The organism is Galbibacter pacificus, from assembly GCF_029603165.1.
In the GTDB taxonomy this organism is placed as follows: Bacteria; Bacteroidota; Bacteroidia; order Flavobacteriales; family Flavobacteriaceae; genus Galbibacter; species Galbibacter pacificus.
In genome coordinates this window covers 202,925-223,458 of record NZ_JAQSVC010000001.1, presented here as the reverse complement: position 1 = coordinate 223,458, position 20,534 = coordinate 202,925, and the positions used below count along the sequence as shown (strand labels likewise).

Annotated in this window: 20 protein-coding genes; 6 read left to right on the top strand and 14 right to left on the bottom strand. The window is 38.5% G+C overall.

Translation table 11 applies throughout. The features are described from left to right. Positions 1-7 precede the first annotated feature (7 nt). Both PSF86_RS01060 and PSF86_RS01055 read right to left on the bottom strand, forming a co-directional pair. Positions 8-844 carry a sterol desaturase family protein gene (locus PSF86_RS01060; protein ID WP_277898201.1) on the bottom strand — a complete coding sequence of 279 codons (837 nt, stop codon included), beginning with the start codon at positions 842-844 and terminating at the stop codon, positions 8-10. Between the two features lie 97 nt (positions 845-941). Next, complete coding sequence (locus tag PSF86_RS01055; protein ID WP_277898200.1) at positions 942-1,436, bottom strand: YkgJ family cysteine cluster protein; 495 nt, start codon at positions 1,434-1,436, stop codon at positions 942-944. 212 nt (positions 1,437-1,648) lie between these two features. Between PSF86_RS01055 and PSF86_RS01050 the strand changes: the two genes are divergently transcribed. After that, a complete protein-coding gene (locus PSF86_RS01050; protein ID WP_277898199.1) occupies positions 1,649-2,350 on the top strand; it encodes a class I SAM-dependent methyltransferase in 702 nt (233 codons plus the stop codon). An 85-nt stretch (positions 2,351-2,435) separates the two neighbouring features. Here PSF86_RS01050 and PSF86_RS01045 read toward each other — a convergent pair whose 3' ends face one another. Beyond that, positions 2,436-3,068, bottom strand: coding sequence for a 7-carboxy-7-deazaguanine synthase QueE (locus tag PSF86_RS01045; RefSeq protein ID WP_277898198.1), 633 nt, complete (start codon positions 3,066-3,068; stop codon positions 2,436-2,438). A 289-nt stretch (positions 3,069-3,357) separates the two neighbouring features. Here PSF86_RS01045 and PSF86_RS01040 point away from each other — a divergent pair, with 289 nt between their 5' ends. Continuing rightward, complete coding sequence (locus tag PSF86_RS01040; RefSeq protein WP_277898197.1) at positions 3,358-4,872, top strand: helicase HerA-like domain-containing protein; 1,515 nt, start codon at positions 3,358-3,360, stop codon at positions 4,870-4,872. Positions 4,873-5,351: 479 nt separating this feature from the next. On the opposite strand, the gene PSF86_RS01035 is transcribed toward PSF86_RS01040, so the two are convergent. The 7 genes from PSF86_RS01035 to crtID form a co-directional block, all read right to left on the bottom strand. Then, complete coding sequence (locus tag PSF86_RS01035) at positions 5,352-6,185, bottom strand: mechanosensitive ion channel family protein (protein WP_277898196.1); 834 nt, start codon at positions 6,183-6,185, stop codon at positions 5,352-5,354. Next, positions 6,178-6,351 (bottom strand): hypothetical protein, encoded by a 174-nt coding sequence (locus PSF86_RS01030; protein ID WP_277898195.1) that lies wholly within the window; start codon positions 6,349-6,351, stop codon positions 6,178-6,180. Before PSF86_RS01030 ends, PSF86_RS01035 begins: the two co-directional genes overlap by 8 nt. Positions 6,352-6,353: 2 nt before the next feature. Then, a complete protein-coding gene (locus tag PSF86_RS01025; RefSeq protein WP_277898194.1) occupies positions 6,354-6,923 on the bottom strand; it encodes an RNA polymerase sigma factor in 570 nt (189 codons plus the stop codon). Positions 6,924-7,208: 285 nt separating this feature from the next. Next, on the bottom strand, positions 7,209-7,916 hold the full coding sequence (locus PSF86_RS01020; protein WP_277898193.1) for a lycopene cyclase domain-containing protein: 708 nt from the start codon (positions 7,914-7,916) through the stop codon (positions 7,209-7,211). Then, positions 7,916-8,365, bottom strand: coding sequence for a sterol desaturase family protein (locus tag PSF86_RS01015; RefSeq protein WP_277898192.1), 450 nt, complete (start codon positions 8,363-8,365; stop codon positions 7,916-7,918). Before PSF86_RS01015 ends, PSF86_RS01020 begins: the two co-directional genes overlap by 1 nt. Then, complete coding sequence (locus PSF86_RS01010) at positions 8,362-9,213, bottom strand: phytoene/squalene synthase family protein (protein WP_277898191.1); 852 nt, start codon at positions 9,211-9,213, stop codon at positions 8,362-8,364. The genes PSF86_RS01015 and PSF86_RS01010 overlap by 4 nt, the downstream gene beginning before the upstream one ends. Then, complete coding sequence (gene crtID / locus PSF86_RS01005; RefSeq protein ID WP_277898190.1) at positions 9,210-10,670, bottom strand: bifunctional phytoene desaturase/3,4-desaturase; 1,461 nt, start codon at positions 10,668-10,670, stop codon at positions 9,210-9,212. Before crtID ends, PSF86_RS01010 begins: the two co-directional genes overlap by 4 nt. 293 nt (positions 10,671-10,963) lie before the next feature. Between crtID and PSF86_RS01000 the strand changes: the two genes are divergently transcribed. After that, positions 10,964-11,368, top strand: coding sequence for a hypothetical protein (locus PSF86_RS01000; RefSeq protein WP_277898189.1), 405 nt, complete (start codon positions 10,964-10,966; stop codon positions 11,366-11,368). A 99-nt stretch (positions 11,369-11,467) separates the two neighbouring features. On the opposite strand, the gene PSF86_RS00995 is transcribed toward PSF86_RS01000, so the two are convergent. After that, positions 11,468-13,354, bottom strand: a complete 1,887-nt coding sequence (locus PSF86_RS00995; RefSeq protein WP_277898188.1) for a hypothetical protein — start codon at positions 13,352-13,354, stop codon at positions 11,468-11,470. 235 nt (positions 13,355-13,589) lie between these two features. Next, positions 13,590-14,000 carry a DUF4293 domain-containing protein gene (locus PSF86_RS00990; protein ID WP_277898859.1) on the bottom strand — a complete coding sequence of 137 codons (411 nt, stop codon included), beginning with the start codon at positions 13,998-14,000 and terminating at the stop codon, positions 13,590-13,592. Between the two features lie 192 nt (positions 14,001-14,192). Here PSF86_RS00990 and rho point away from each other — a divergent pair, with 192 nt between their 5' ends. The 3 genes from rho to PSF86_RS00975 all read left to right on the top strand — a co-directional run bounded on the left by rho (position 14,193) and on the right by PSF86_RS00975 (position 18,094). Beyond that, the gene (gene rho, locus PSF86_RS00985; RefSeq protein WP_277898187.1) at positions 14,193-15,893 is read left to right on the top strand and encodes a transcription termination factor Rho; all 1,701 of its coding nucleotides are present in this window, start codon (positions 14,193-14,195) and stop codon (positions 15,891-15,893) included. Positions 15,894-16,035: 142 nt separating this feature from the next. Next, entirely contained in the window at positions 16,036-16,983 is a 948-nt protein-coding gene (locus PSF86_RS00980; RefSeq protein WP_277898186.1) for a mechanosensitive ion channel family protein, read from the top strand. 97 nt (positions 16,984-17,080) lie between these two features. Continuing rightward, positions 17,081-18,094, top strand: a complete 1,014-nt coding sequence (locus PSF86_RS00975; RefSeq protein WP_277898185.1) for an AI-2E family transporter — start codon at positions 17,081-17,083, stop codon at positions 18,092-18,094. Between the two features lie 45 nt (positions 18,095-18,139). On the opposite strand, the gene PSF86_RS00970 is transcribed toward PSF86_RS00975, so the two are convergent. Together PSF86_RS00970 and ffh are read right to left on the bottom strand one after the other, a co-directional pair. Next, entirely contained in the window at positions 18,140-19,030 is an 891-nt protein-coding gene (locus PSF86_RS00970) for a bifunctional 5,10-methylenetetrahydrofolate dehydrogenase/5,10-methenyltetrahydrofolate cyclohydrolase (RefSeq protein ID WP_277898184.1), read from the bottom strand. Positions 19,031-19,180: 150 nt separating this feature from the next. Continuing rightward, on the bottom strand, positions 19,181-20,509 hold the full coding sequence (gene ffh / locus PSF86_RS00965) for a signal recognition particle protein (RefSeq protein ID WP_277898183.1): 1,329 nt from the start codon (positions 20,507-20,509) through the stop codon (positions 19,181-19,183). Between the last annotated feature and the right edge of the window lie 25 nt (positions 20,510-20,534).

Below are 20,534 nucleotides of genomic sequence, written 5' to 3'. Positions count from 1 at the left end.
ATAAAAACTACTGCTCAAACTTAGCCCCTTTTGGCGCACGGTATCTTGAGAAAGGTATCTTTAAAAGTTTCCCGATATGTGTATTGGAATCCACATCGGGGTATGTATCGACGCCATATATTAAATCTTCGTTTCTCATTTTGGAGAACGTGCCAAAAAAGCGGTCCCAAACAGAAAATATATTTCCATAATTGGTGTCTGTATACGGCAATACATAATGATGGTGAACCTTGTGCATATCGGGCGACACAATTATCCAGCTAATTACCGTATCGAGCTTTTTGGGCAATTTAATATTGGCATGGTTAAATTGCGAAAAAACTACTGAAAGCGATTGGTACAACAATACAATCCCTATAGGCACGCCCCCAATGAATACACCCAAGGTTGTAAATACAAAACGTACAACACTTTCTCCGGGATGGTGCCTATTTGCCGTAGTTGTATCGACATGATTATCGGTATGGTGTATTAAATGGAACATCCATAACGGTTTTATTTTATGCTGTACCCAATGTGCCAACCATGCCCCAATAAGATCCAACAACAGCAGTCCAACCAATATGGTCGCCCATAAAGGCATTTCCAGCCACTGCAAAACGCCAAAATTATGCACAACGACCCAATCGCTTGTTTTTAGCAGGATAAAGGCCAGTACAAAATTTACAATTATGGTCGTTAACGTAAAAAAAATGTTTGGCCGGGCATGTTTAAACTTTTTATAATTAAATTTAAAAAGGGGCACACCATATTCCAATAGCCAAAAAAATGTAATGCCGGATATTAAAATAATGCTCCGGTGCGAAGACGGAATGGTCTCGAAATAAGCAATTAAGGTTTCCATAATTACAAGATAACATTTTTATTGAAATTATTTTGGCCCCAAATTAGGTTTTCGCTCAAACCCATTTTTTTATAATGTCAGTCCAATAACCTCCTCTTTATTTAGGCAACCGCTTTTTCATTTCCTCGACAATATTGTATGCGGCCGGGCAAATAGCGGTATTCTTCAATGTTAAATTTGTTATCTGGTGAAATTTCTTTCTATTGGTATGCGGGTACTCCCTACATGCTTTTGGACGAACATCGTAAATTAAACAATAATTATCGGCATCCAGAAAAGTACAGGGGATTTCCTTGAGCACATAATCGTTTTCTTCGTCGATTTGCAGGTATTGGTCAATAAACTGTTGTGGTTTTACTTTTAGGTGCTTGGCTATACGTTCTATATCTGCATTGGTAAACAACGGGCCCGTGGTTTTACAACAATTGGCACAAGTAAGGCAATCTGTTTTTTCAAACTCGTCGTCATGAAGCTCCTGCATGATATAATCCAAGTTCTTTGGCGGTTTCTTTTTAAGTTTCGCAAAATACTTTTTATTTTCCGCTTTTTTGTCGTTCGCCAATTGCGGGAGCTGTTTTAAAAATTGTTCCATGCTGCCTTTTTCCTCAAGGAACAAAGATACAAAGAACGCCGTCAGCCTCCAATTAGCTGATTTTTTTTTTATAATTCATCTCAATAAAAATTCCATTACCTCATAACTACATAGCTTCATAACTACGTAACTACATAACCCCTTAATTATGCCGACCAAAAGCAAATATCTCATTACCTTTACAAACTATTATCCCTTTCAACATTACAGCAATGAAAGACATTCTTGGCAAGGCCATTTTAGATTATTTCAACGATAATTTTTCTGAAGACATTTTTACCGAAACTTCCATTTCTGAAGAAGATACCCTGCCCATTTTGTATCTTTTTAGGAGTTTTGATGAAATGCCCCCTTTGGAGCAAACAGCGCTAAAACATGCTTATGGAAAAGTGCTGGACATTGGTTGTGGCGCCGGGAGTCATTCGCTGTACCTTCAGAAAAAAAATGCAGACGTTACGGCTATTGATATTTCTGAGGGAGCAATAAAAACCAGCAAATTACGGGGCGTAAAAAAAGCATTTCAACAAGATGTTTTTCAACTGAAAGATCAAAAGTTCGATACCATTTTATTACTGATGAACGGCACCGGAATCTTTGGGAAGTATAAGGAAGTGCCCAAAAAACTGCTACATTTAAAGAGCCTTCTCAACCAAGAAGGACAAATCCTTATCGATTCGTCCGATATTATTTACATGTTCGACGAAGACGAAGATGGCGGAAAGTGGATCCCCATGGACGGCGATTATTACGGCGAACTTACATATACGTTAAAATACAAAGGCGAGCGCGAAACCACTACTTGGCTGTATTTAGATTTTACCACCTTGCAGACTTTTTGCCAAATGGCCGGATTAAAATGCGAGCTTCTGGCCGAAGGCGAACATTACAACTACCTCGCCAAAATCACGCTATAAAACCAGTACTCAAAAAGCAAGGCACAAAGCTTTGCCTCTTTGCCTCTTTGCCTCTTTGCCTCTTTGCCTCTTTGCCTCTTAAAACCTACGGAATATTTAAATACTTATGTGTCTGTAGCGAAACCTTCCATTTTGGATTTTTCATCACATAATCAACTATTTCTGGAATCATTTTATCACGTTTGCTCCATTCGGGCTGCAAATACAAAATACAATCTTTGTTCACTTTTTCGGCCTGTTCTTCAGCAAACTTAAAATCATGCAGATTATAAACAATTACTTTCAGTTCATGTGCTTTTTTATATACTTCTTCTGTAGGAAGTTTCATTTTCTTTGGTGAAAGGCAAATCCAATCCCAATCCCCTGTTAATTTATAAGCGCCAGAAGTTTCAATATGGATTTTTAGCCCTTTTTTCTTCAATTCAGAAGTAATAAAAGTCATATCCCATGTAAGCGGCTCCCCGCCCGTAATCACAATGGTATCAGAATATTTAGCCGCATTTTCCACAATGCTCCTCACCTCCGTTGGCGGGTGCGTATCGGCATTCCAGCTCTCCTTCACGTCGCACCAATGACAGCCCACGTCGCAGCCGCCTATCCTAATAAAATAGGCTGCTGTTCCCTTATGAAATCCCTCTCCCTGTATGGTGTAAAATTCTTCCATCAACGGAAGCATTTCCCCTGCATTTACCTTCGCTAAAATCGCTTCTTTTTCCATGCGGCAAAGATACGGTTTCCTTTTCTATTTTCTAGAGCACGGAGGCCCGGTTTTTACAGCCGTGGCATTTGCCTGCTTTTGTCACTACGCACCTGCCCGGCAAAAGCCGTACAGGAGGGTAGTTGGCGCAATCAGGGCTAGCAGGTTTTGTCTTTCGTTCAACACCCTGCTTTTAAAAGTATCGTGCCGATAAAAGTTTTGCCTTTTCAATCATTTTATTCCATTAACCCATCGACCTGCTTTCAACTTAACAAACTTTCAACTATTTTAGTAGCAAAAAATTTTGGTCATGAGCAATAAAGAAGCATTTTTTAGCCATATAGAAAAAGGCTACACCACAAAAGGCGATTTTATAAACATGGGGGCAGCAATGCTCAATGGCGAGCCGTTAACAAATGCCTATGTAAAAATACCTTTAAAAACCCTAAACCGGCATGGGCTTATAGCCGGGGCTACCGGAACCGGAAAAACAAAAACATTGCAAATATTAGCCGAAAACCTTTCAGAAAAAGGAATTCCGGTATTGCTCATGGACCTCAAAGGCGATTTAAGCGGATTGGCACAACCGGGCGATAATAATGCCAAGATACAAGAGCGCCACCAAAAAATAGGCTTTGCTTACGAAGCAAAAAAATCCCCTATCGACATCCTTACGCTTTCCCAACAAAACGGCGTAAGGTTGCGGGCCACCGTATCTGAATTTGGCCCGGTACTGCTTTCCAGAATACTCGACCTTACCGATACCCAGCAAGGGATTGTTGCCGTGCTTTTTAAGTATTGCGACGATAAACAACTCCCGTTATTGGACCTAAAAGATTTTAAAAAAATCCTGCAATATTGCACCAATGAGGGAAAAGACGAATTTCAGGAATCTTACGGCCGTATCTCAACATCGTCAACAGGGGCTATATTAAGGAAAATAATAGAACTGGAGCAACAGGGAGCCGACCTCTTTTTTGGAGAAAAATCTTTTGAAGTAGACGACCTTACGCGGATAGACGAAAACGGAAGGGGAATCATCAACATCGTGAGGCTAACCGATATCCAGGACAAACCAAAACTGTTTTCGACCTTTATGCTAAGTCTTTTAGCCGAAGTGTACAGCTCCTTTCCAGAGCAAGGGGACAGCGACAGGCCAGAACTGGTTATTTTTATTGACGAAGCGCACTTAATTTTCAACGAGGCTTCAGACGCCTTGCTGGACCAAATAGAAAGTATTGTAAAACTTATACGTTCCAAGGGCATTGGCCTCTATTTTGTTACCCAAAACCCAACCGATATCCCCAATGAGGTTTTGGCGCAACTCGGACTTAAAATACAGCATGCGTTAAGGGCCTTTACTGCCAAAGACAGAAAGGCCATTAAGCTCACGGCAGAAAATTATCCTATTTCAGAGTTTTACAACACAGCCGAAGTACTAACTTCTTTGGGTATTGGAGAAGCGCTTATATCTGCCCTGGACGAAAAAGGCAGGCCAACGCCATTGGCAGCAACCATGTTACGCGCACCCATGAGCCGTATGGACATACTTACCGAAAGTGAATTGAAACAGGTGCTCGACAATTCCAAATTGATTCCCAAATACAACGAAACAATAGACCGGGAAAGTGCTTACGAGCTTCTTACGGAAAAAATTGAGAAATCGCAACGGGAAGAAGCCCAGCAAAAAGCCAAAGAAGAACAAAAACGGGTCAAGACATCTTCTTCTAGAAAAAGCACCCGCATGAACCCCATTGTCAAAGTGCTTACCAGTGCCACATTTATTCGTGGCGTCATGGGCATATTAAGCAAAGCCATACGGTAATATAAATCTGAGTTCGATTATTATGACTTTGTCAAAATAATCGAATGTTATAAAAGAAAACCGCCAATTATATGGTCGGTTGTTTTTAATCAAAAAAAACAGAGCTTATTTCTAAGCTCTGCTTTTAATGTCTCAAAAAAAGTATTTGCATACTTTTTTCTTGGAGTTTGACATATTAATGGACTTTTTGCTGCGCAACCGCATTTTTCAATTTCATATAATCTTCTTTTGATCTTTTGTAATCAAACCAACTAATTAAACCCAAAAAAATTAAACCTGGCAATATCAAAAGTTGTACTAGCAAAAATAAAAGTTCCATAATATGTGCAAATTAAATTGTGTGTTATACTCGTGAAGATTGCTCCTCTATTAATTTAGACACATATATTCTTAATAGGTCACTCTTTTTTGTAATTATTTTTCAATTTTATTAAAAATAATTACAAAATACTAATAATCAGTATTTTATAAAATTAAAATTAGTCTAAAATTTCTACTTTTTTATTTGCAATTTGTTTTATAGGCACTACTATTTTCTTTTGCCCGTCTGTTTTTATTACCATACAGATATTATCTACCGATAGTATGGTACCCTCAATATTTTCGTTTTCAACTTTAATGCGTTTGCCTATCGGGAAGTTTTTTCTTGAGTAGTAACCCAACAAAAGCCTTAAAACCACCTCCCGCGAGCCCAAGCCCAAAGCTATGGCCAAAGCGGCAAGGAAGCCACCGATAATTAAAAACAAGTTGTTGGTAATTATCTCTGTATCTATTCCAGCCTGGTTGAGTGCTATTATGGTTACAAAAATAAAAACTAGGTAAAAAACAATCATACTAATGGCTTTGGAGCCATTTAGATCGAATGCCTTTAATGTAGATTGAATTGTTTTTTTCAATAGCATGGCACCGTATGCCCCTACAAAGAATATTAGTACCGCGCTAAAAATTCTAGGTAGGTACTGTACAAGTTTGCCTACTTCGTTAGAGACTATGGACAAGCCCAAAATATCGGCCCCCACTATTATGAATATGAGTATTAAAAACCATTTAATAAAACCCAATATAATTTTGGTTGGCTGTATTTTTACAGAAGTACTAAACAGGTTGCTTTTCTCGCTTTCATTGGTAAGCAGCTGGTCTATTTTTGTGAACCTCAACGATTTTTTTGCAATAAAGAGCACCAATTTAAGGATTAACCAACATGCTACTATATAAACTATGCCGCCCAGTATTTTTGGCAATGCTTCAATGATAGTATTAAATAAATCGCGTAAAATATCGAAATCTAGTTTTGCAAGTAACTGTTTATTCATCGTTTCTCAAGTTTAATATATCGTTAATTGTATCGGGATATTTAATCATAAATAAATCCGCCACATCCAAAGTCAATTTTATCATGTTTACATCTTCCATTACCTTTTCTTTGATAGAATCGGGTAATTTTTCGTTTTGTATTATTTTCTTGAACGGATTATCCATAATTACAAAGTATTGTATATTTCTATTAAACGACCCTTTGCCCTGTTCAAGCGCATCTTGGTAGCGCTGCTCCCTAATTCGAGCACTTCCTGAATTTCTTTTATTGTCAAGTCGTCTTGGTACTTCATCATCAATATCATTTTATCGCTCGGGTCTATCAACTTTAATGCTTTTGATAAATTTTCAGATTTCATTTGGTAAATCTGCGTATCATCAATTTCATCGTATTCATCGGTATTTGGGGGGATTTCGTCTGTTAAGACAAACTTTTCATTTCGCTTCTTTTTATTGCGCTGTATGTAATTCACACAAAAATTATATGTAAAGGAATACAGCCATGTAGAAAATTTAGATTTTCCTTTAAAGGTCCTAAGTTTTAAAAATAAGTGTATAAAAATATCGTGTGTAATATCTTGGGCTTCTTCTTTGTCACGGGTAAAACTCAGGCATTTACTATATACAAGGTCTGAGTACCTGTCATACAAAACAGCAAAGAGATGGGTGTCGTTGGTCGCAACAATCTTCTCTACAAGTTGTTCGTCACTGCTATTTTTATCACTCTCAAATTTCATCAAAATTGTAAGAAATTTACGGTAAAAAAACCGGTGTCACCCCTTTAGACACACAAAGGATAAAAAAGTCACACCTTTTTTAATAAAAATCTCCTTTTTGTAAAATTCGGGCTTTTTCAATCTTTGTTTTTAAAATTTTTTCACTGTATTTCCTCTAAATTTACAGATGTTTTCAAACATAATATTGAATTATTCTTCAAAAAATATTTTATATTAAGCTAAATAACAGCAACTTACAGTTTGTACTGCTTCAACTGAAAGATTTTTTACGGAAAGTAACAGTATCTATGCTCTTTTTTGTTTGATAGGACTTCTTTTAAAAAATTCAAACAGAAGAATACTTGTGTACAATAATGAAAAACAATAAAAAATGTCTTCTATAGGAATAGCCCCCAAACGAATCCCCAGATTTTCTTCATTATTGTAATAAACAATGGGCGTTTCTGTAAATAACCCGGTCAACCAGGAATTGACTATGAAAAAAGGAATTAAAATAACAAGAAAGGAAAGTATATAACGATTGAAACTATGAAATTTATATATTATTTGAAGTAACATTAACAGGGCAAAAAGACCAAAGCTGCAAAAAGTATATATTTTTTCGCTATTAAAAACGGTTATTGTCAATGCCATAACAAACAGGGAATATGCAACATACCGTGCAGATACTTTGCCCAAGCGTGGAGATGGGAAAAAATGCAACAGGGCATAATGTATAAAATTGCTTGCATAGGGAATGAGCAGAAAGAAAAGCCATTCCTCCACGGGAAGGTAAAAAATAGTCAGTCCAGTTAAATAGGTGTCGTTAAAGCTCCATACTTTTGCAATGGTAAAATAAATGTCCCATGCTATAAAAAACAATCCCGCAATAATTATTGACAAAAAATAAGGTTTCCAATATTGAATAAAATGGAGGCGTTTTTTTTCAAAACTGTATAAAAAAGGCACTACAAAGCTTAAAGTCACCAATAGTAAATATAAAAACCTTTCCACTATATTTTAAAGTATTTTCTTGGAACATACAACATGCCAAAACATTCTCCAAACTCTTTCCCTAAATGCTTATGGTGTATTTTATGTGCTTTCCTCAAACCCCTTAAGTATTTATTTTTTGTGTTTTTAAACCATTTAAACCGCTGATGTATAAGCACATCGTGGACCAAGAAATAAGCAATTCCATACATAAGGATTCCAAGGCCGATAAAAAAAAGTACGTTTAATCCATTATAGGCTCCAAAATAAAAAAGTAAGATGCTGGGAGTGGCAAAAATTACAAAAAAGAAATCGTTCTTCTCAAAAACGTGCGGGTATCCTGGCCGGTGATGGTCTTCGTGAAAATACCACATAAACCCATGCATGACATACTTGTGCGTACACCATGTAACTGCTTCCATAAAACAGAAAACCAAAACGGTAACCAATGGATATACTAAAAGGTTCATATTTCTATATTTAAACGCTTGTGCATATATATTTTAGAAAACAACAACGCCTTTTCGAAGTTGTTTACCCGTATTCGCTTTTTAAAAAGCTGTTCAGAGTCGGTTTTTTTTATTTTATTAAATAGGTTTGAGTAATAAAGATACGCAAGATACACAGCAAAACGGGAGGAAAGTGGCAACTTTTTAATTCCTTTTATTGCTTCCTGAAAGTCTTTTTTAATGTCTTCTTCAATTTGCATTTTATCTTCAAGCGTAAACTGCGTAAAGTCAACATTTGGAAAGTAAGTCCTGTTTAGTTGATGAAAATCTGAACTGATGTCCCTTAAAAAATTGACTTTTTGCAGTGCGGCGCCGAAACTTTGCGCATACGGCTTTAATTTATTGTAATCTGCTTCATTACCTTTTAAAAAAACATTTAAGCACATTAAACCAACCACTTCTGCCGACCCATAAATATATTTTTTATACGCCTGGGAGTTTAGGTTTTTCATCTCCCCCAAGTCCATGTACATAGATTCTACAAAGGTATCTACCAAATCCTGCGGTATCTTGCAAGTTTTCTGGGTATTGCAAAATGCATTTAAAACAGGGTTCATCGATATTCCTTCGTTTAAGGCCAAATGGTAATCGGCAACAAACCGGTCCAACAGCTTCCTTCTGTCGTGTTCGTGAAAAGTATCTACTATTTCATCGGCAAAGCGCACAAAACCATAAATATTATATATGTTTTCGCGAATATCGGGTGTAAGGAACATTATTGACCGCGAGAACGACGTGCTGTACTTTTTGGTTACCATTCTACTTATTTCCAAGCATACCTTTTGATATAGTTTGTAGTTGGTTGTCATATTTTGTGTTTTACTATATAATCGCTCACTATTTTCCCTGAAATCAATGCCGGTGGCACTCCAGGTCCGGGGATCGTTAACTGCCCGGTATAAAAAAGGTTCTTTACTTTTTTGTTTCTTATGCCCGGCCTAAGCACCGATGTTTGCCTCAAGGTATTGGCCAGTCCATAGGCATTTCCCTTGTACGAATTGTACCTCGATTTAAAATCGTTTACCCCAAACGCCTTTTTATACACGATTCTATTGGCAATACGCTCACCCGTACACTTTTCAAACCGCTCCATGATGATGTTAAAGTACCTATCGCGCATTTCCTTTGTATCGTTTATGTCTACGGCTATTGGAATTAAAAAAAAGGCGGTCGACATTCCATCTGGTGCCAATGTTTCATCGGTAATTGATGGAAAATTTGCATAAAACAATGGATTGTCCGGCAAGGTTTTCTTATCATAAATAGCTTCGGCATGCTTTTTAAAGTCGGTATCAAAAAAAAGATTATGATGCCCAACGCTCTCAACACCCCCTTTAAAACCTACGTAATACAAAAATGCAGAAGGGGCAAATGTTTTCTTTTCCCAATAAGCCGCATTGTAATTACGAAATTCTTCAGCAAGCAGTTTTTCTGTATGGAAATAATCTGCCCCCGAAACAACAATCCCTGCCGCATATTCCCTCTTTTGGGTAATCACTTTGGTAACCTTTCTATTTTCGACATATATACTTTTCACTTCTTCATTGGTTTTAAAAACCACTCCCAACGAAGCCGCCAGCGTTTCCATTCCTATAACCACACCATTCATGCCGTGTTTTGGGTACCAGGTACCGCCTCCAAAGTCGGCATAGTTCATAAAATTATAAAAGGCGGGGGTATTTTCGGGTTTTGCTCCTAAAAACAATACCGGAAATTCCAAAATGCTTTGTAAATACCGGTTTTTTGTTACTTTTTTTACTTCTGAAGTTATACTGGAAACAAATAAATTTAGCCTTATCATTGTTTTTGGGGTAATTAACTCCGTTATAGAAATCCCGGGCCGGTATACCAGATCTTCCATTGCAATTTTATAATTTTCCTTGGCCCGATTTATAAATTTACTGAGTTTTCCCCCGCTTCCCGGGTCTATTTCATCAAAGGTCTTGCATATTTTTTTAAGATCATTGGCTATTTCAATACAATTTCCTCCTTCAAAAAACACATTGTAAGCCGGTGAGAGCTTTATGAGTTCGTAATAATCGGATATCTTTTTGCCAAAATCATTGAAAAACCGTTCAAATATATCGGGCATCCAATACCAAGAAGGTCCCATATCAAATTTAAAGCCTTCCGCCTCCAGAATAGAAGCCCTTCCACCAATTTGCTCGTTTTTTTCCAGTACGGTTACCTGTTTCCCCGCCTTTTGCAGGTAACATGCCACCGATAGGGACGAAAATCCGGAGCCTATAACAATTACTTCTTTCATGGGCTTGTAACATTCATAAATACCGATTTATATTGAAAATTTACAATCATTCTATTTGTTTTGTTTAATAAATTTAAACATAAAGTTAAACATAATATTCAATTTTTCATATTATCATTTCATTAAAATTCAGTTATTTATAAAAAACCTTCATTCTTGCCGCATTATTATTTAAAATGTTTTCTTGTAGTGTATGTGAGAATTAACTATCTTTCATCTGATTTTAATCCTACAAAAACCCCAATGCTGTAGTTGTCCCCTTCCTCCAAATATGACTTAACTCTCCATTTTATATGAACATTAAATGCTTTATCGGTACTATCGTTTTCTCTTGCTGCATTTCCCTGGTCAAGGCACAGGGGATTTCGGTAGAAAACAGCCTCCCTGTCGAAGATTTAATCGAGCAGCACTTTATTCAAGGCTGTGTGGAGATTAGCAATGTATGCACTCTCGTAAACGGATCGGTAAACAATATAAACAGTTATGGTTATTTTGAAAAACAGAATGCTGCTTTTCCGTTTGATAACGGTATTGTAATTACTTCTGGCAACATTAACGATATTGGGGGCAATTTTAACAACGAACTTTTAAGTGCCGGGGAAAACACATGGGGTAGCGATGCCGGTGGCCCCGGCTGGGACGGCACCTATAACGGAAAGCATATGCCACAGGAGACTATTGGTTTAATGCCGATGTAATAGGTATGGACAAACCATTTGTAGCCAAAGGGCATTTTAGCTATGAATGTTCGGGGTTAAGGCATTCTCCATAAAAGGAAAAACATCTTTAAACCATGATTAATCGGGCTTGTTTACACGATAGGTTTTATTCCTGTTGGTAATTACATTTTTAACCCTCACTTTTATAATTGCTTCCGCAGAAATATTGTCTGGATTACATACATATGCTGTATTTTTTAGCACCACCTTATATATATAACCTTCCATGGAAAAAGAAGCTTCTTTAATGGTTAGCGTGTGTGTGTTGGTATTTGCATAAGTATTGTCATTGGTTAAATTGGCATAAGTTATACCGCCATCGGTGCTTAACTGCCATTGATAACCGGTGGTATGGGCTGCATTTATGCTCAGGGTGCCTGGATATCCATCAAAAAGGGTTGTGTTTTGTGGTTGCACCAAAATATTGGGTTGCCCTCCGGGAGTTCTATAATCAAAAGTGCCATTAGTGTCGAGATCTGCGGGAACGGAATATCCCCCTTGTGCCAAAACAACGCCCGAAGCATTAACCGAAAGTGGTGCACTTCCTAACAGCCCATCAGAATCATCATCGTTAAACCCGGCTTCTACTACATCGTTACATCCATCGGCATCACTGTCCAACGAAATATAATCGGGCAGGTTATCGGTATTAGAATCTGCAATATTATAATTTATATTCCCGCTATTTGCCTGGGAAGCCATTTGCACGCTATCGGGGATGCCGTCTGTACCAACAGTGCCCGCAACACTTCCGCTGGTATTAATGGCCATACCGTGACCGGCCTCAACGGCATCGAATATGCCATCGTTATCGCTATCCAAATCGTGGCTGTTTGCAACCCCGTCCCCGTCGGTATCTACAGAAATACAGCCCGGGACAAAGCTGTTTTCGTTTACGGCAAAGAAAATCGGGTCGGCGCCACTGGATATTTCCAACCTGAATACAACGGCCTGGCTTATTTCGACCTCGGTTAAATTAAATTCGGACAACTCTACCGCGGCAAGGCGTATTCCCTTCTGTGCATTTTTTTGGCTTTCTGTATCGTTTGGATTGTATTGGTCTACTATCGAGTTACCCACCACGGGAATGTTGTTCCAGTTTATCTCTACCCCATTCCCAAGGTAATTTCCATTGGCATCGAGCAGGTGGAGCCTATTGTAATTGGCGCCGCTTAATAACATTGCGCCCTGGGTTAAAAGAATATCCATATCGCCATCGTCATAAGCACTGGCGACACTCCCACCGAGCCTAAAAGACCATGCATTGCCGATATTTGCAATGGTATAGGCCATATCGAGCCCTCTTTCGCCTTCGTATAAATAGGGGTTAAAAGGTATTCCGCCCGACGTTAACAAAGGGCCCTTTGCGTTGTTCAAGTCGCCATCTATGGCCCTCCCTTCCAACCGGATCCCGTTTGTAATCCGGGTAACTGGCTTAAGGGCCACCCAAGTAGTCTCTTCAACGGGGAGGTCTCCCGTACCATCGTTATCGGTATCGATCATGTCGAATTTTCCATTCGTATCAGTGTCCTTCATTCTTGGGTTTGCAATACCGGCTCCGGTAGCATAGGTTTTTCCCATGGTCTTAAATGCCAAAAGCGTGGCATGGTCATCAAAAGAAATGGGGTTGATACTTGAAGTTGAAGAATGCCAATATCCTTTATAATCAGAATAAATAGCATCGACTACATTACTTGAGGTCGTGGGTGCCGGCGGGGGCCCGAAATTTCCCTTCACTTCGCATTCGTCTTCCCATAAGTCGGGGATTCCATCATTGTCATCGTCTTTATCAATATCGTCCGTCAGGCCATCTCCGTCGGTATCCACAGGGGCAAGGACATAATTTTTACTTATTGTTTTTGTATAGAGTTTGGTAAAACCGTAAATACTGCCTACCAAACCAAATACAACAAGGCAGGCAATTACTATTTTCTTTATGGGGGAATGGGGGCTGTAAAATAGCATTGATAAATTTGTTTAAAATCCTCACGAATGTATTTAATTATGCAGAAGATTAAAACATAATGTTGCCAATAACGCCATATTAGTGGTATGGAAAGCATTGACAAACATGCCCCCGGACAACATGTTGTATAAGTCCGACAAAACGTAGGGCCGTACAATTTTTTTAAAACCTGTCCATAAAAAAAGCCCGGATCTTCACCCGGGCTTCACGCACTAATATACTAAGATGTTAGGTTTATCGTAACCGATCAACAGATTTTACGAGATCTTCGTCCTTTTTAATGGCTCTGTTAGCCAACACTAAAAAAACGATAGAAACTACAGGTAGAAGCATCCCAATACCCTTCTCAGAAATATTAATTTCTCCGGATAAGACTAGCGACCGATAAACGAAAAATCCTAGTAAAAAAAGATTTAATATCATGTTCAATCTGTTCAACACAAATTGATTTTTTCTATTTTTAAACAAGAAAATAGTGATAAAAGCCAATATGGCCGAAGCTATAAACAGTGCCGAATACAAAACATCGCTTTCGGCGTATACTGCTGCTCCATTAGCATCTGTCCACAAATACACCCAAAACGGCAATGCACCGTTTACTATAACTACTAAAAGTAAATATATGGTTTGTATGCGCTGTAACACTTTTCTCTTTTTGTTTGGCAAAAATAATGTTCTTTTCTAAAAAATATGCTTGTTTATTAAAATAAATTTGTATTATTGCGTAGTCAATTCGAAACGAGTACTTTACTACGTTTGTTTTTGCACTTCAATAAAGATTTTCACGAAAAACTATCATTTTTCACCTCAAACCAATAATAATTATTTATTTAATCAATGTTTGAAATTTCAGATTTAAAAGCAAAAAAACTTGCTGAGTTGCATGAGATTGCCAAAGTAGCTGGTATCCCCAAATACAAATCTCTAAAAAAGAACGATTTAATATACCAAATATTAGATGTACAGGCAGCAAGTCCAAATGCGGTAGCTAATGAAAAGAATACCGCAAGCAATGCCCAGCAGGGTCCAAAAAAACCTGCACAAAGGAAACGCACCAGAACTACCAAAAAAGTAGTAACCAACCCAACCGATTCTAGGGACAATACTCCCAAAACAAACACTTCTTCCCCAGATCAAACTGCAAAAAACAAAACGGCAACTGCCCCAAAAACCGAGCAGGCCCCAAAAGAAAGCTCAAAAAAGGAAGAACCTAAAAAAGAGGAGCAAAAAAAGCAGTTTACACAAAAAAACAACGATACCAAAAACAATAACGACGCCAAAAACAACAAACCGCGCAAAGAGAACAACAACACAAATTCCCAGCGCAACCAACAGCAACAGCACAAAAAAAGCAATACGCCAAAAGACAAGGACAACTTTGACAAAGAGAAGAAAAACCGTTATAGGGAGCCCGATTTTGAATTTGACGGCATTGTGGAAAGTGAAGGCGTGCTGGATATTATGCAGGACGGTTACGGCTTTTTGAGAAGCAGTGATTACAATTACCTATCTTCCCCCGACGATATTTATGTATCGCAATCGCAAATTAGATTGTTTGGTTTAAAAACCGGGGATACCGTGAAGGGGACCGTTAGGCCTCCAAAAGAAGGAGAAAAATACTTCCCTTTAATTAAGGTGAACCAAATTAACGGACTGGATCCCCAAGTTGTAAGGGACCGTGTTTCTTTTGAACATCTTACGCCGCTTTTTCCCAATGAAAAATTTAGGCTTGCAGAAAAACACAGCACTCTTTCAACAAGGATCGTAGATTTGTTTTCGCCTATCGGAAAGGGACAACGTGGAATGATAGTTTCTCAGCCCAAAACAGGTAAAACCATGCTATTGAAAGATATAGCGAATGCTATTGCTGCCAATCATCCAGAAGTATATCAACTTATCTTATTAATTGATGAACGTCCAGAAGAGGTAACCGATATGCAACGCCACGTAAAAGGTGAAGTAATTGCCTCGACTTTTGACGAACCTGCGGACAGGCACGTAAAAGTTGCCAATATTGTGCTTGAAAAAGCTAAGCGTTTGGTAGAATGTGGACATGACGTAGTGGTTCTTTTGGACTCCATTACCCGACTGGCAAGAGCATACAATACCGTACAGCCTGCTAGTGGTAAGGTGCTTAGCGGTGGTGTAGATGCCAATGCCCTGCATAAGCCCAAACGTTTCTTTGGAGCTGCCAGGAATATTGAAGGAGGCGGGTCTTTAACCATTATCGCCACTGCGCTGACCGACACCGGTTCTAAAATGGATGAAGTTATTTTTGAAGAATTTAAAGGCACCGGTAACATGGAACTTCAATTGGATAGACGTATTGCCAACAAACGTATTTTCCCTGCCATTGACCTTATTTCTTCTTCTACACGTCGTGACGACCTATTGTTGGATGAAAATTCAATTCAGCGTATGTGGATTATGCGCAAATACCTATCGGACATGAATCCTGTTGAAGCGATGGAATTTATGGAACAACGCATAAAAATGACCAAGGACAATGAAGAATTTTTGATGACCATGAATCAATAAAAAGATACAAAAGCATCATACATTTCAATGAGGCTGCCCGAAAAGGCAGCCTTTTTTTTCGATATCGTTATAGGTTATAAGCTTGTTAATTAGCTGGTTATATTAAAAAAGTTTTTCTATTTTATAACAAATTCGGGAATTTATGACACTATTGACTTCAAAAAAAATAATCTCCCCCATTCTCTTTTTCGTGGTTTCGCTCGTTTTAAAATCTGGTGCGCACAGCTTTTTAAACTTCAATAAAGAAACCGAATATATAGTAGGCAAGATTAGTTCCATACTGTTAATCATAAGTATTGCATGGATGCTTATTGCCATTTTAAAAGCATTGAAAAAAAGATACCTAAAGCGTTACAGCCTTGACAACGAAAACAATCTGGACGCCAGGAAACTATATACCCAATTCAATATTCTGGAGCGCATTATTATTTTTATTATCGTACTTATTTCCATTGCCGCTATTTTTATGCTGTTTGATGGTGTACGAAAGCTGGGGATAAGCTTATTTGCTTCAGCAGGAGTAGCAGGGATAATTCTTGGCTTTGCGGCCCAAAAGGTTATAGGTACCATTCTGGCCGGCTTGCAAATAGCCATTGCACAGCCCATTCGCCTTGACGATGTATTGGTTGTTGAAGGCGAATGGGGATGGGTGGAAGAAATTACGCTTACATTTGTGGTTGTAAGGATTTGGGATAAACGCAGGTTGATTTTACCCACCACTTATTTTATTGAAACCCCTTTTCAGAATTGGACACGCACCAATGCCGACATCTTGGGTACCGTTTTTATTTATACGGACTACAATGTTCCTTTTGATGCTTTACGAAAAGAGTTTACCAGGCTTTTGGAAGGACACAATCTATGGGACGGCAAAGCCAATGTTTTACAAGTAACCGATTGTAGAGAAAATTATGTGGAAATAAGGGCATTGATGAGTGCCAAAAATTCTCCACAGGCATGGGATCTACGTGTTTATATCAGGGAAAAGTTAATCACGTTTATTCAACAGAATTATCCAGACAGCTTTTCAAAAACAAGGGTTATTGTTAAAGATTTGCCCAAAACCGACATTGATACTTCTAAAATTTAGGCACTAATTAACATTATTATGCAGGAAGTTTTATAACTTTAAAACATCCATGCGGGCTATATTGAGCACCGACAAGGATAAACTCCAACCATAGCATATGAATAAAGAACGCTTGAGCCCTGCATTGACCCGCCAATTGTTTATGCTTATCACTATTATAGTTTTAGGCTATCTAATTGCAAAAGAAATGGTTCCCTATCTGTCTGGTATTCTTGGCGCCATTACAATTTATGTTATTTTTAAAAAGTTCATGATAAAACTTGTGAATAAAGGGTTTAAACAATGGATTTCAGCGGCCATTGTAATTGTTCTTTCCATGTTCATTATTGTAATTCCTATTTCCTTAATTATACTTTTACTTTCCTCTAAAATTCAAAAAGCCGCTTCAAATTCAGAAGAACTCACAACAATAGTAAAGTCGAAATTGGATCAAATTGAAGGTTATATCGGTATTGATTTCCTTTCTCAAATAAACACAAAAGATATTACATCGTGGGTTTCGGACCAAATACAGGGATTGGTCGGTTCTACGTTTGATACTGTTATTGCCGTTACTATTATGTATTTTATATTGTATTTTATGCTGATAAATGCAAAAAAATTGCAAGCTATTTTTTTGGAATATATCCCGCTGAGCGATAAAAACATAGCGGTTATTTCTAAAGAAAGTTCCGATATTGTAAAATCTAATGCAATAGGCATTCCTTTGGTAGCATTTATGCAGGGTATCGTAGCTTTAATCGGATATTATATCTTTGGCGTAAAAGACCCTTTGTTTTGGTTTGTTGTAACTGTGGTAGGGTCTATGATACCATTTATAGGAACGGCATTGGGGATTGTTCCCGTAACTATTTTATTGTTATCTCAAGGCGAAAATTGGCAAGCTATAGGTTTATTAATCTATGGTATTGCAGTTGTGGGCTCTACCGATAACGTATTTAGGGTTATTGTACAAAACCGATTGGCAAATCTGCACCCGCTCATTACCCTTATCGGAGTTATAATTGGTGTTCCCTTGTTTGGCTTTATAGGCCTTATTTTTGGCCCGTTGCTTTTAAGCCTCTTTTTGCTCTTGGTAAAAATTTATAAAAACGAATACGGAAGCTCATAACCAACAATGCCCCGATGTATCATCGAGGCATTGCTATCTTGAATTTTAATTTCCGTTTTTTGCCCTGTGACGTTCTCTTGCCAACAGTGTGTTTTTTAAAAGCATTGCAATAGTCATGGGCCCTACGCCCCCGGGAACCGGTGTAATATAACTTGCTTTTTTGCTTACGTTTTCGAAATCTACATCTCCGGTAATCTTATACCCACGTGGTGTATCTTCATCGGGAACACGCGTAATACCCACATCAATTACAACCACATCGTCTTTTACCATTTCGGCTTTTAGATAATTGGGCTGCCCCAATGCGGTAATAATAATGTCGGCTTGCGATGTTATTTGCGTAATATTTTTGGTATGACTGTGCGTTAGGGTAACCGTAGAGTTTCCCGGAAATCCTTTTCGCCCCATTAAAATACTCATGGGACGGCCCACAATATGCGAACGCCCAATCACTACCGTATGCTTTCCTTTGGTTTCCACATTATACCGCTCCAACAATTCTAAAATACCAAATGGCGTAGCCGGAATAAAAGTACTCATATCCAATGCCATTTTACCAAAATTTGCCGGATGGAAACCATCAACATCTTTATCGGGATCGATGGCCATTAGTACTTTTTGTTCATTGATTTGTTCCGGGAGTGGAAGCTGAACAATAAAACCGTCGATATCCTGATTTTTATTAAGTTCTTCAATTTTTTTAAGCAATTCCAATTCACTTGTTGTGCTTGGCATTTTTACCAAAGTGGATTCGAAACCTACACGCTCGCAAGATTTTACCTTGCTCCCCACATACGTAAGGCTGGCGCCATCGTTTCCAACAAGTACAGCGGCCAAATGAGGGACTTTCTCCCCATTTTTCTTCATTTTATCAACCTCAACTGTAATTTCGTCTTTTATTTGATTGGATATTTTCTTTCCGTCTAGAATTTCCATTTTATGGTTTTTTGCTGAATGTTGTTTAGTTTCTATCTTTAGGTTTCAGATGGTTACGCTGTTATATTGCTATATTGTTGAGAGTCCAGAGTTCAAATTTCAAATATCGTTAATAACAGTTAACAAATAATTATTCCTTTATAACAATCCCTACTTCATCCCCTGCATCATCTGCATCATTTTACGGCCGCCACCGCCTTGCATCATCTTCATCATTTTACTCATTTGTGTGAATTGCTTCAACAGTTGGTTTACTTCTTGTACGGAAGTCCCGCTTCCCTTGGCAATTCTTTTTTTTCTGCTTCCGTTCAATACGGAAGGGTTTGAGCGTTCTTCAGGGGTCATGGAATGAATAATTGCCTCAACCCCTTTAAAGGCATCGTCGTCTATGTCCATCCCTTTTAATGCTTTTCCTGCACCGGGAATCATTCCGAGGAGGTCTTTCATACTCCCCATTTTCTTTATTTGCTGTATCTGACTCAAAAAGTCATCAAAACCAAATTGGTTCTTGGCAATTTTCTTATGGAGTTTGCGGGCTTCTTCTTCATCATATTGCTCTTGTGCCCTTTCTACCAACGACACCACGTCTCCCATTCCAAGGATACGGTCGGCCATACGTGCAGGGTAAAAAACATCTACGGCATCCATTTTTTCGCCCGTACCGATAAACTTGATGGGTTTGTTAACTACCGATTTAATGGACAAAGCGGCACCACCACGTGTATCCCCATCTAATTTGGTAAGGATTACCCCGTTATAATCCAACACATCGTTAAAGGCCTTGGCGGTGTTTACGGCATCCTGCCCCGTCATAGAGTCAACCACAAATAAGGTTTCGTTTGGATGAATGGCCTTGTGAATGTTTGAAATCTCGTCCATCATTTGCTCATCGACTGCCAAACGTCCAGCGGTATCAACAATTACCACATTATGTCCATTTGCTTTTGCATGAGCAATCCCGGCTTTGGCAATTGCAACGGGATTGGTGTTTTCTTTATCGGAATATACTTCAACGCCAATTTGGTCGCCCACCACGTGTAATTGGTCTATCGCCGCAGGGCGATACACATCACAAGCTACCAAAAGTGGATTTTTTGTTTTTTTATTTTTGAGGAAATTGGCTAGTTTGCCCGAAAAAGTGGTTTTACCCGATCCTTGCAAACCTGCCATTAAAATCACCGATGGATTTCCGGACAAATCAATATCGGCCGCTTCGCCGCCCATTAATTCGGTCAACTCGTCTTTTACGAGTTTTACCATTAACTGGCCGGGCTTTAGGGTTGTTAATACATTTTGTCCAAGTGCCTTTTCCTTAACCGTATTGGTAAATTCTTTGGCGGTTTTAAAGTTCACGTCGGCATCCAATAATGCGCGGCGTACTTCTTTTAAGGTCTCGGCAACGTTAACCTCGCTAATCTGTCCATGCCCCTTAAGCACATGAAACGCCTTATCTAACTTTTCGCTTAAATTATCAAACATAATATCTTGCTGCTTTACTTGTATT

Excerpts from the sequence above, each read along its gene's own strand:
- PSF86_RS01060 (WP_277898201.1), bottom strand. The coding sequence starts at position 844 with ATGGAAACCTTAATTGCTTATTTCGAGACCATTCCGTCTTCGCACCGG.
- PSF86_RS01055 (WP_277898200.1), bottom strand. The coding sequence starts at position 1,436 with ATGGAACAATTTTTAAAACAGCTCCCGCAATTGGCGAACGACAAAAAA.
- PSF86_RS01050 (WP_277898199.1), top strand. The coding sequence starts at position 1,649 with ATGAAAGACATTCTTGGCAAGGCCATTTTAGATTATTTCAACGATAAT.
- PSF86_RS01045 (WP_277898198.1), bottom strand. The coding sequence starts at position 3,068 with ATGGAAAAAGAAGCGATTTTAGCGAAGGTAAATGCAGGGGAAATGCTT.
- PSF86_RS01040 (WP_277898197.1), top strand. The coding sequence starts at position 3,358 with ATGAGCAATAAAGAAGCATTTTTTAGCCATATAGAAAAAGGCTACACC.
- PSF86_RS01035 (WP_277898196.1), bottom strand. The coding sequence starts at position 6,185 with ATGAATAAACAGTTACTTGCAAAACTAGATTTCGATATTTTACGCGAT.
- PSF86_RS01030 (WP_277898195.1), bottom strand. The coding sequence starts at position 6,351 with ATGGATAATCCGTTCAAGAAAATAATACAAAACGAAAAATTACCCGAT.
- PSF86_RS01025 (WP_277898194.1), bottom strand. The coding sequence starts at position 6,923 with ATGAAATTTGAGAGTGATAAAAATAGCAGTGACGAACAACTTGTAGAG.
- PSF86_RS01015 (WP_277898192.1), bottom strand. The coding sequence starts at position 8,365 with ATGAACCTTTTAGTATATCCATTGGTTACCGTTTTGGTTTTCTGTTTT.
- PSF86_RS01010 (WP_277898191.1), bottom strand. The coding sequence starts at position 9,213 with ATGACAACCAACTACAAACTATATCAAAAGGTATGCTTGGAAATAAGT.
- crtID (WP_277898190.1), bottom strand. The coding sequence starts at position 10,670 with ATGAAAGAAGTAATTGTTATAGGCTCCGGATTTTCGTCCCTATCGGTG.
- PSF86_RS01000 (WP_277898189.1), top strand. The coding sequence starts at position 10,964 with ATGAACATTAAATGCTTTATCGGTACTATCGTTTTCTCTTGCTGCATT.
- PSF86_RS00995 (WP_277898188.1), bottom strand. The coding sequence starts at position 13,354 with ATGCTATTTTACAGCCCCCATTCCCCCATAAAGAAAATAGTAATTGCC.
- rho (WP_277898187.1), top strand. The coding sequence starts at position 14,193 with ATGTTTGAAATTTCAGATTTAAAAGCAAAAAAACTTGCTGAGTTGCAT.
- PSF86_RS00980 (WP_277898186.1), top strand. The coding sequence starts at position 16,036 with ATGACACTATTGACTTCAAAAAAAATAATCTCCCCCATTCTCTTTTTC.
- PSF86_RS00975 (WP_277898185.1), top strand. The coding sequence starts at position 17,081 with ATGAATAAAGAACGCTTGAGCCCTGCATTGACCCGCCAATTGTTTATG.
- PSF86_RS00970 (WP_277898184.1), bottom strand. The coding sequence starts at position 19,030 with ATGGAAATTCTAGACGGAAAGAAAATATCCAATCAAATAAAAGACGAA.
- ffh (WP_277898183.1), bottom strand. The coding sequence starts at position 20,509 with ATGTTTGATAATTTAAGCGAAAAGTTAGATAAGGCGTTTCATGTGCTT.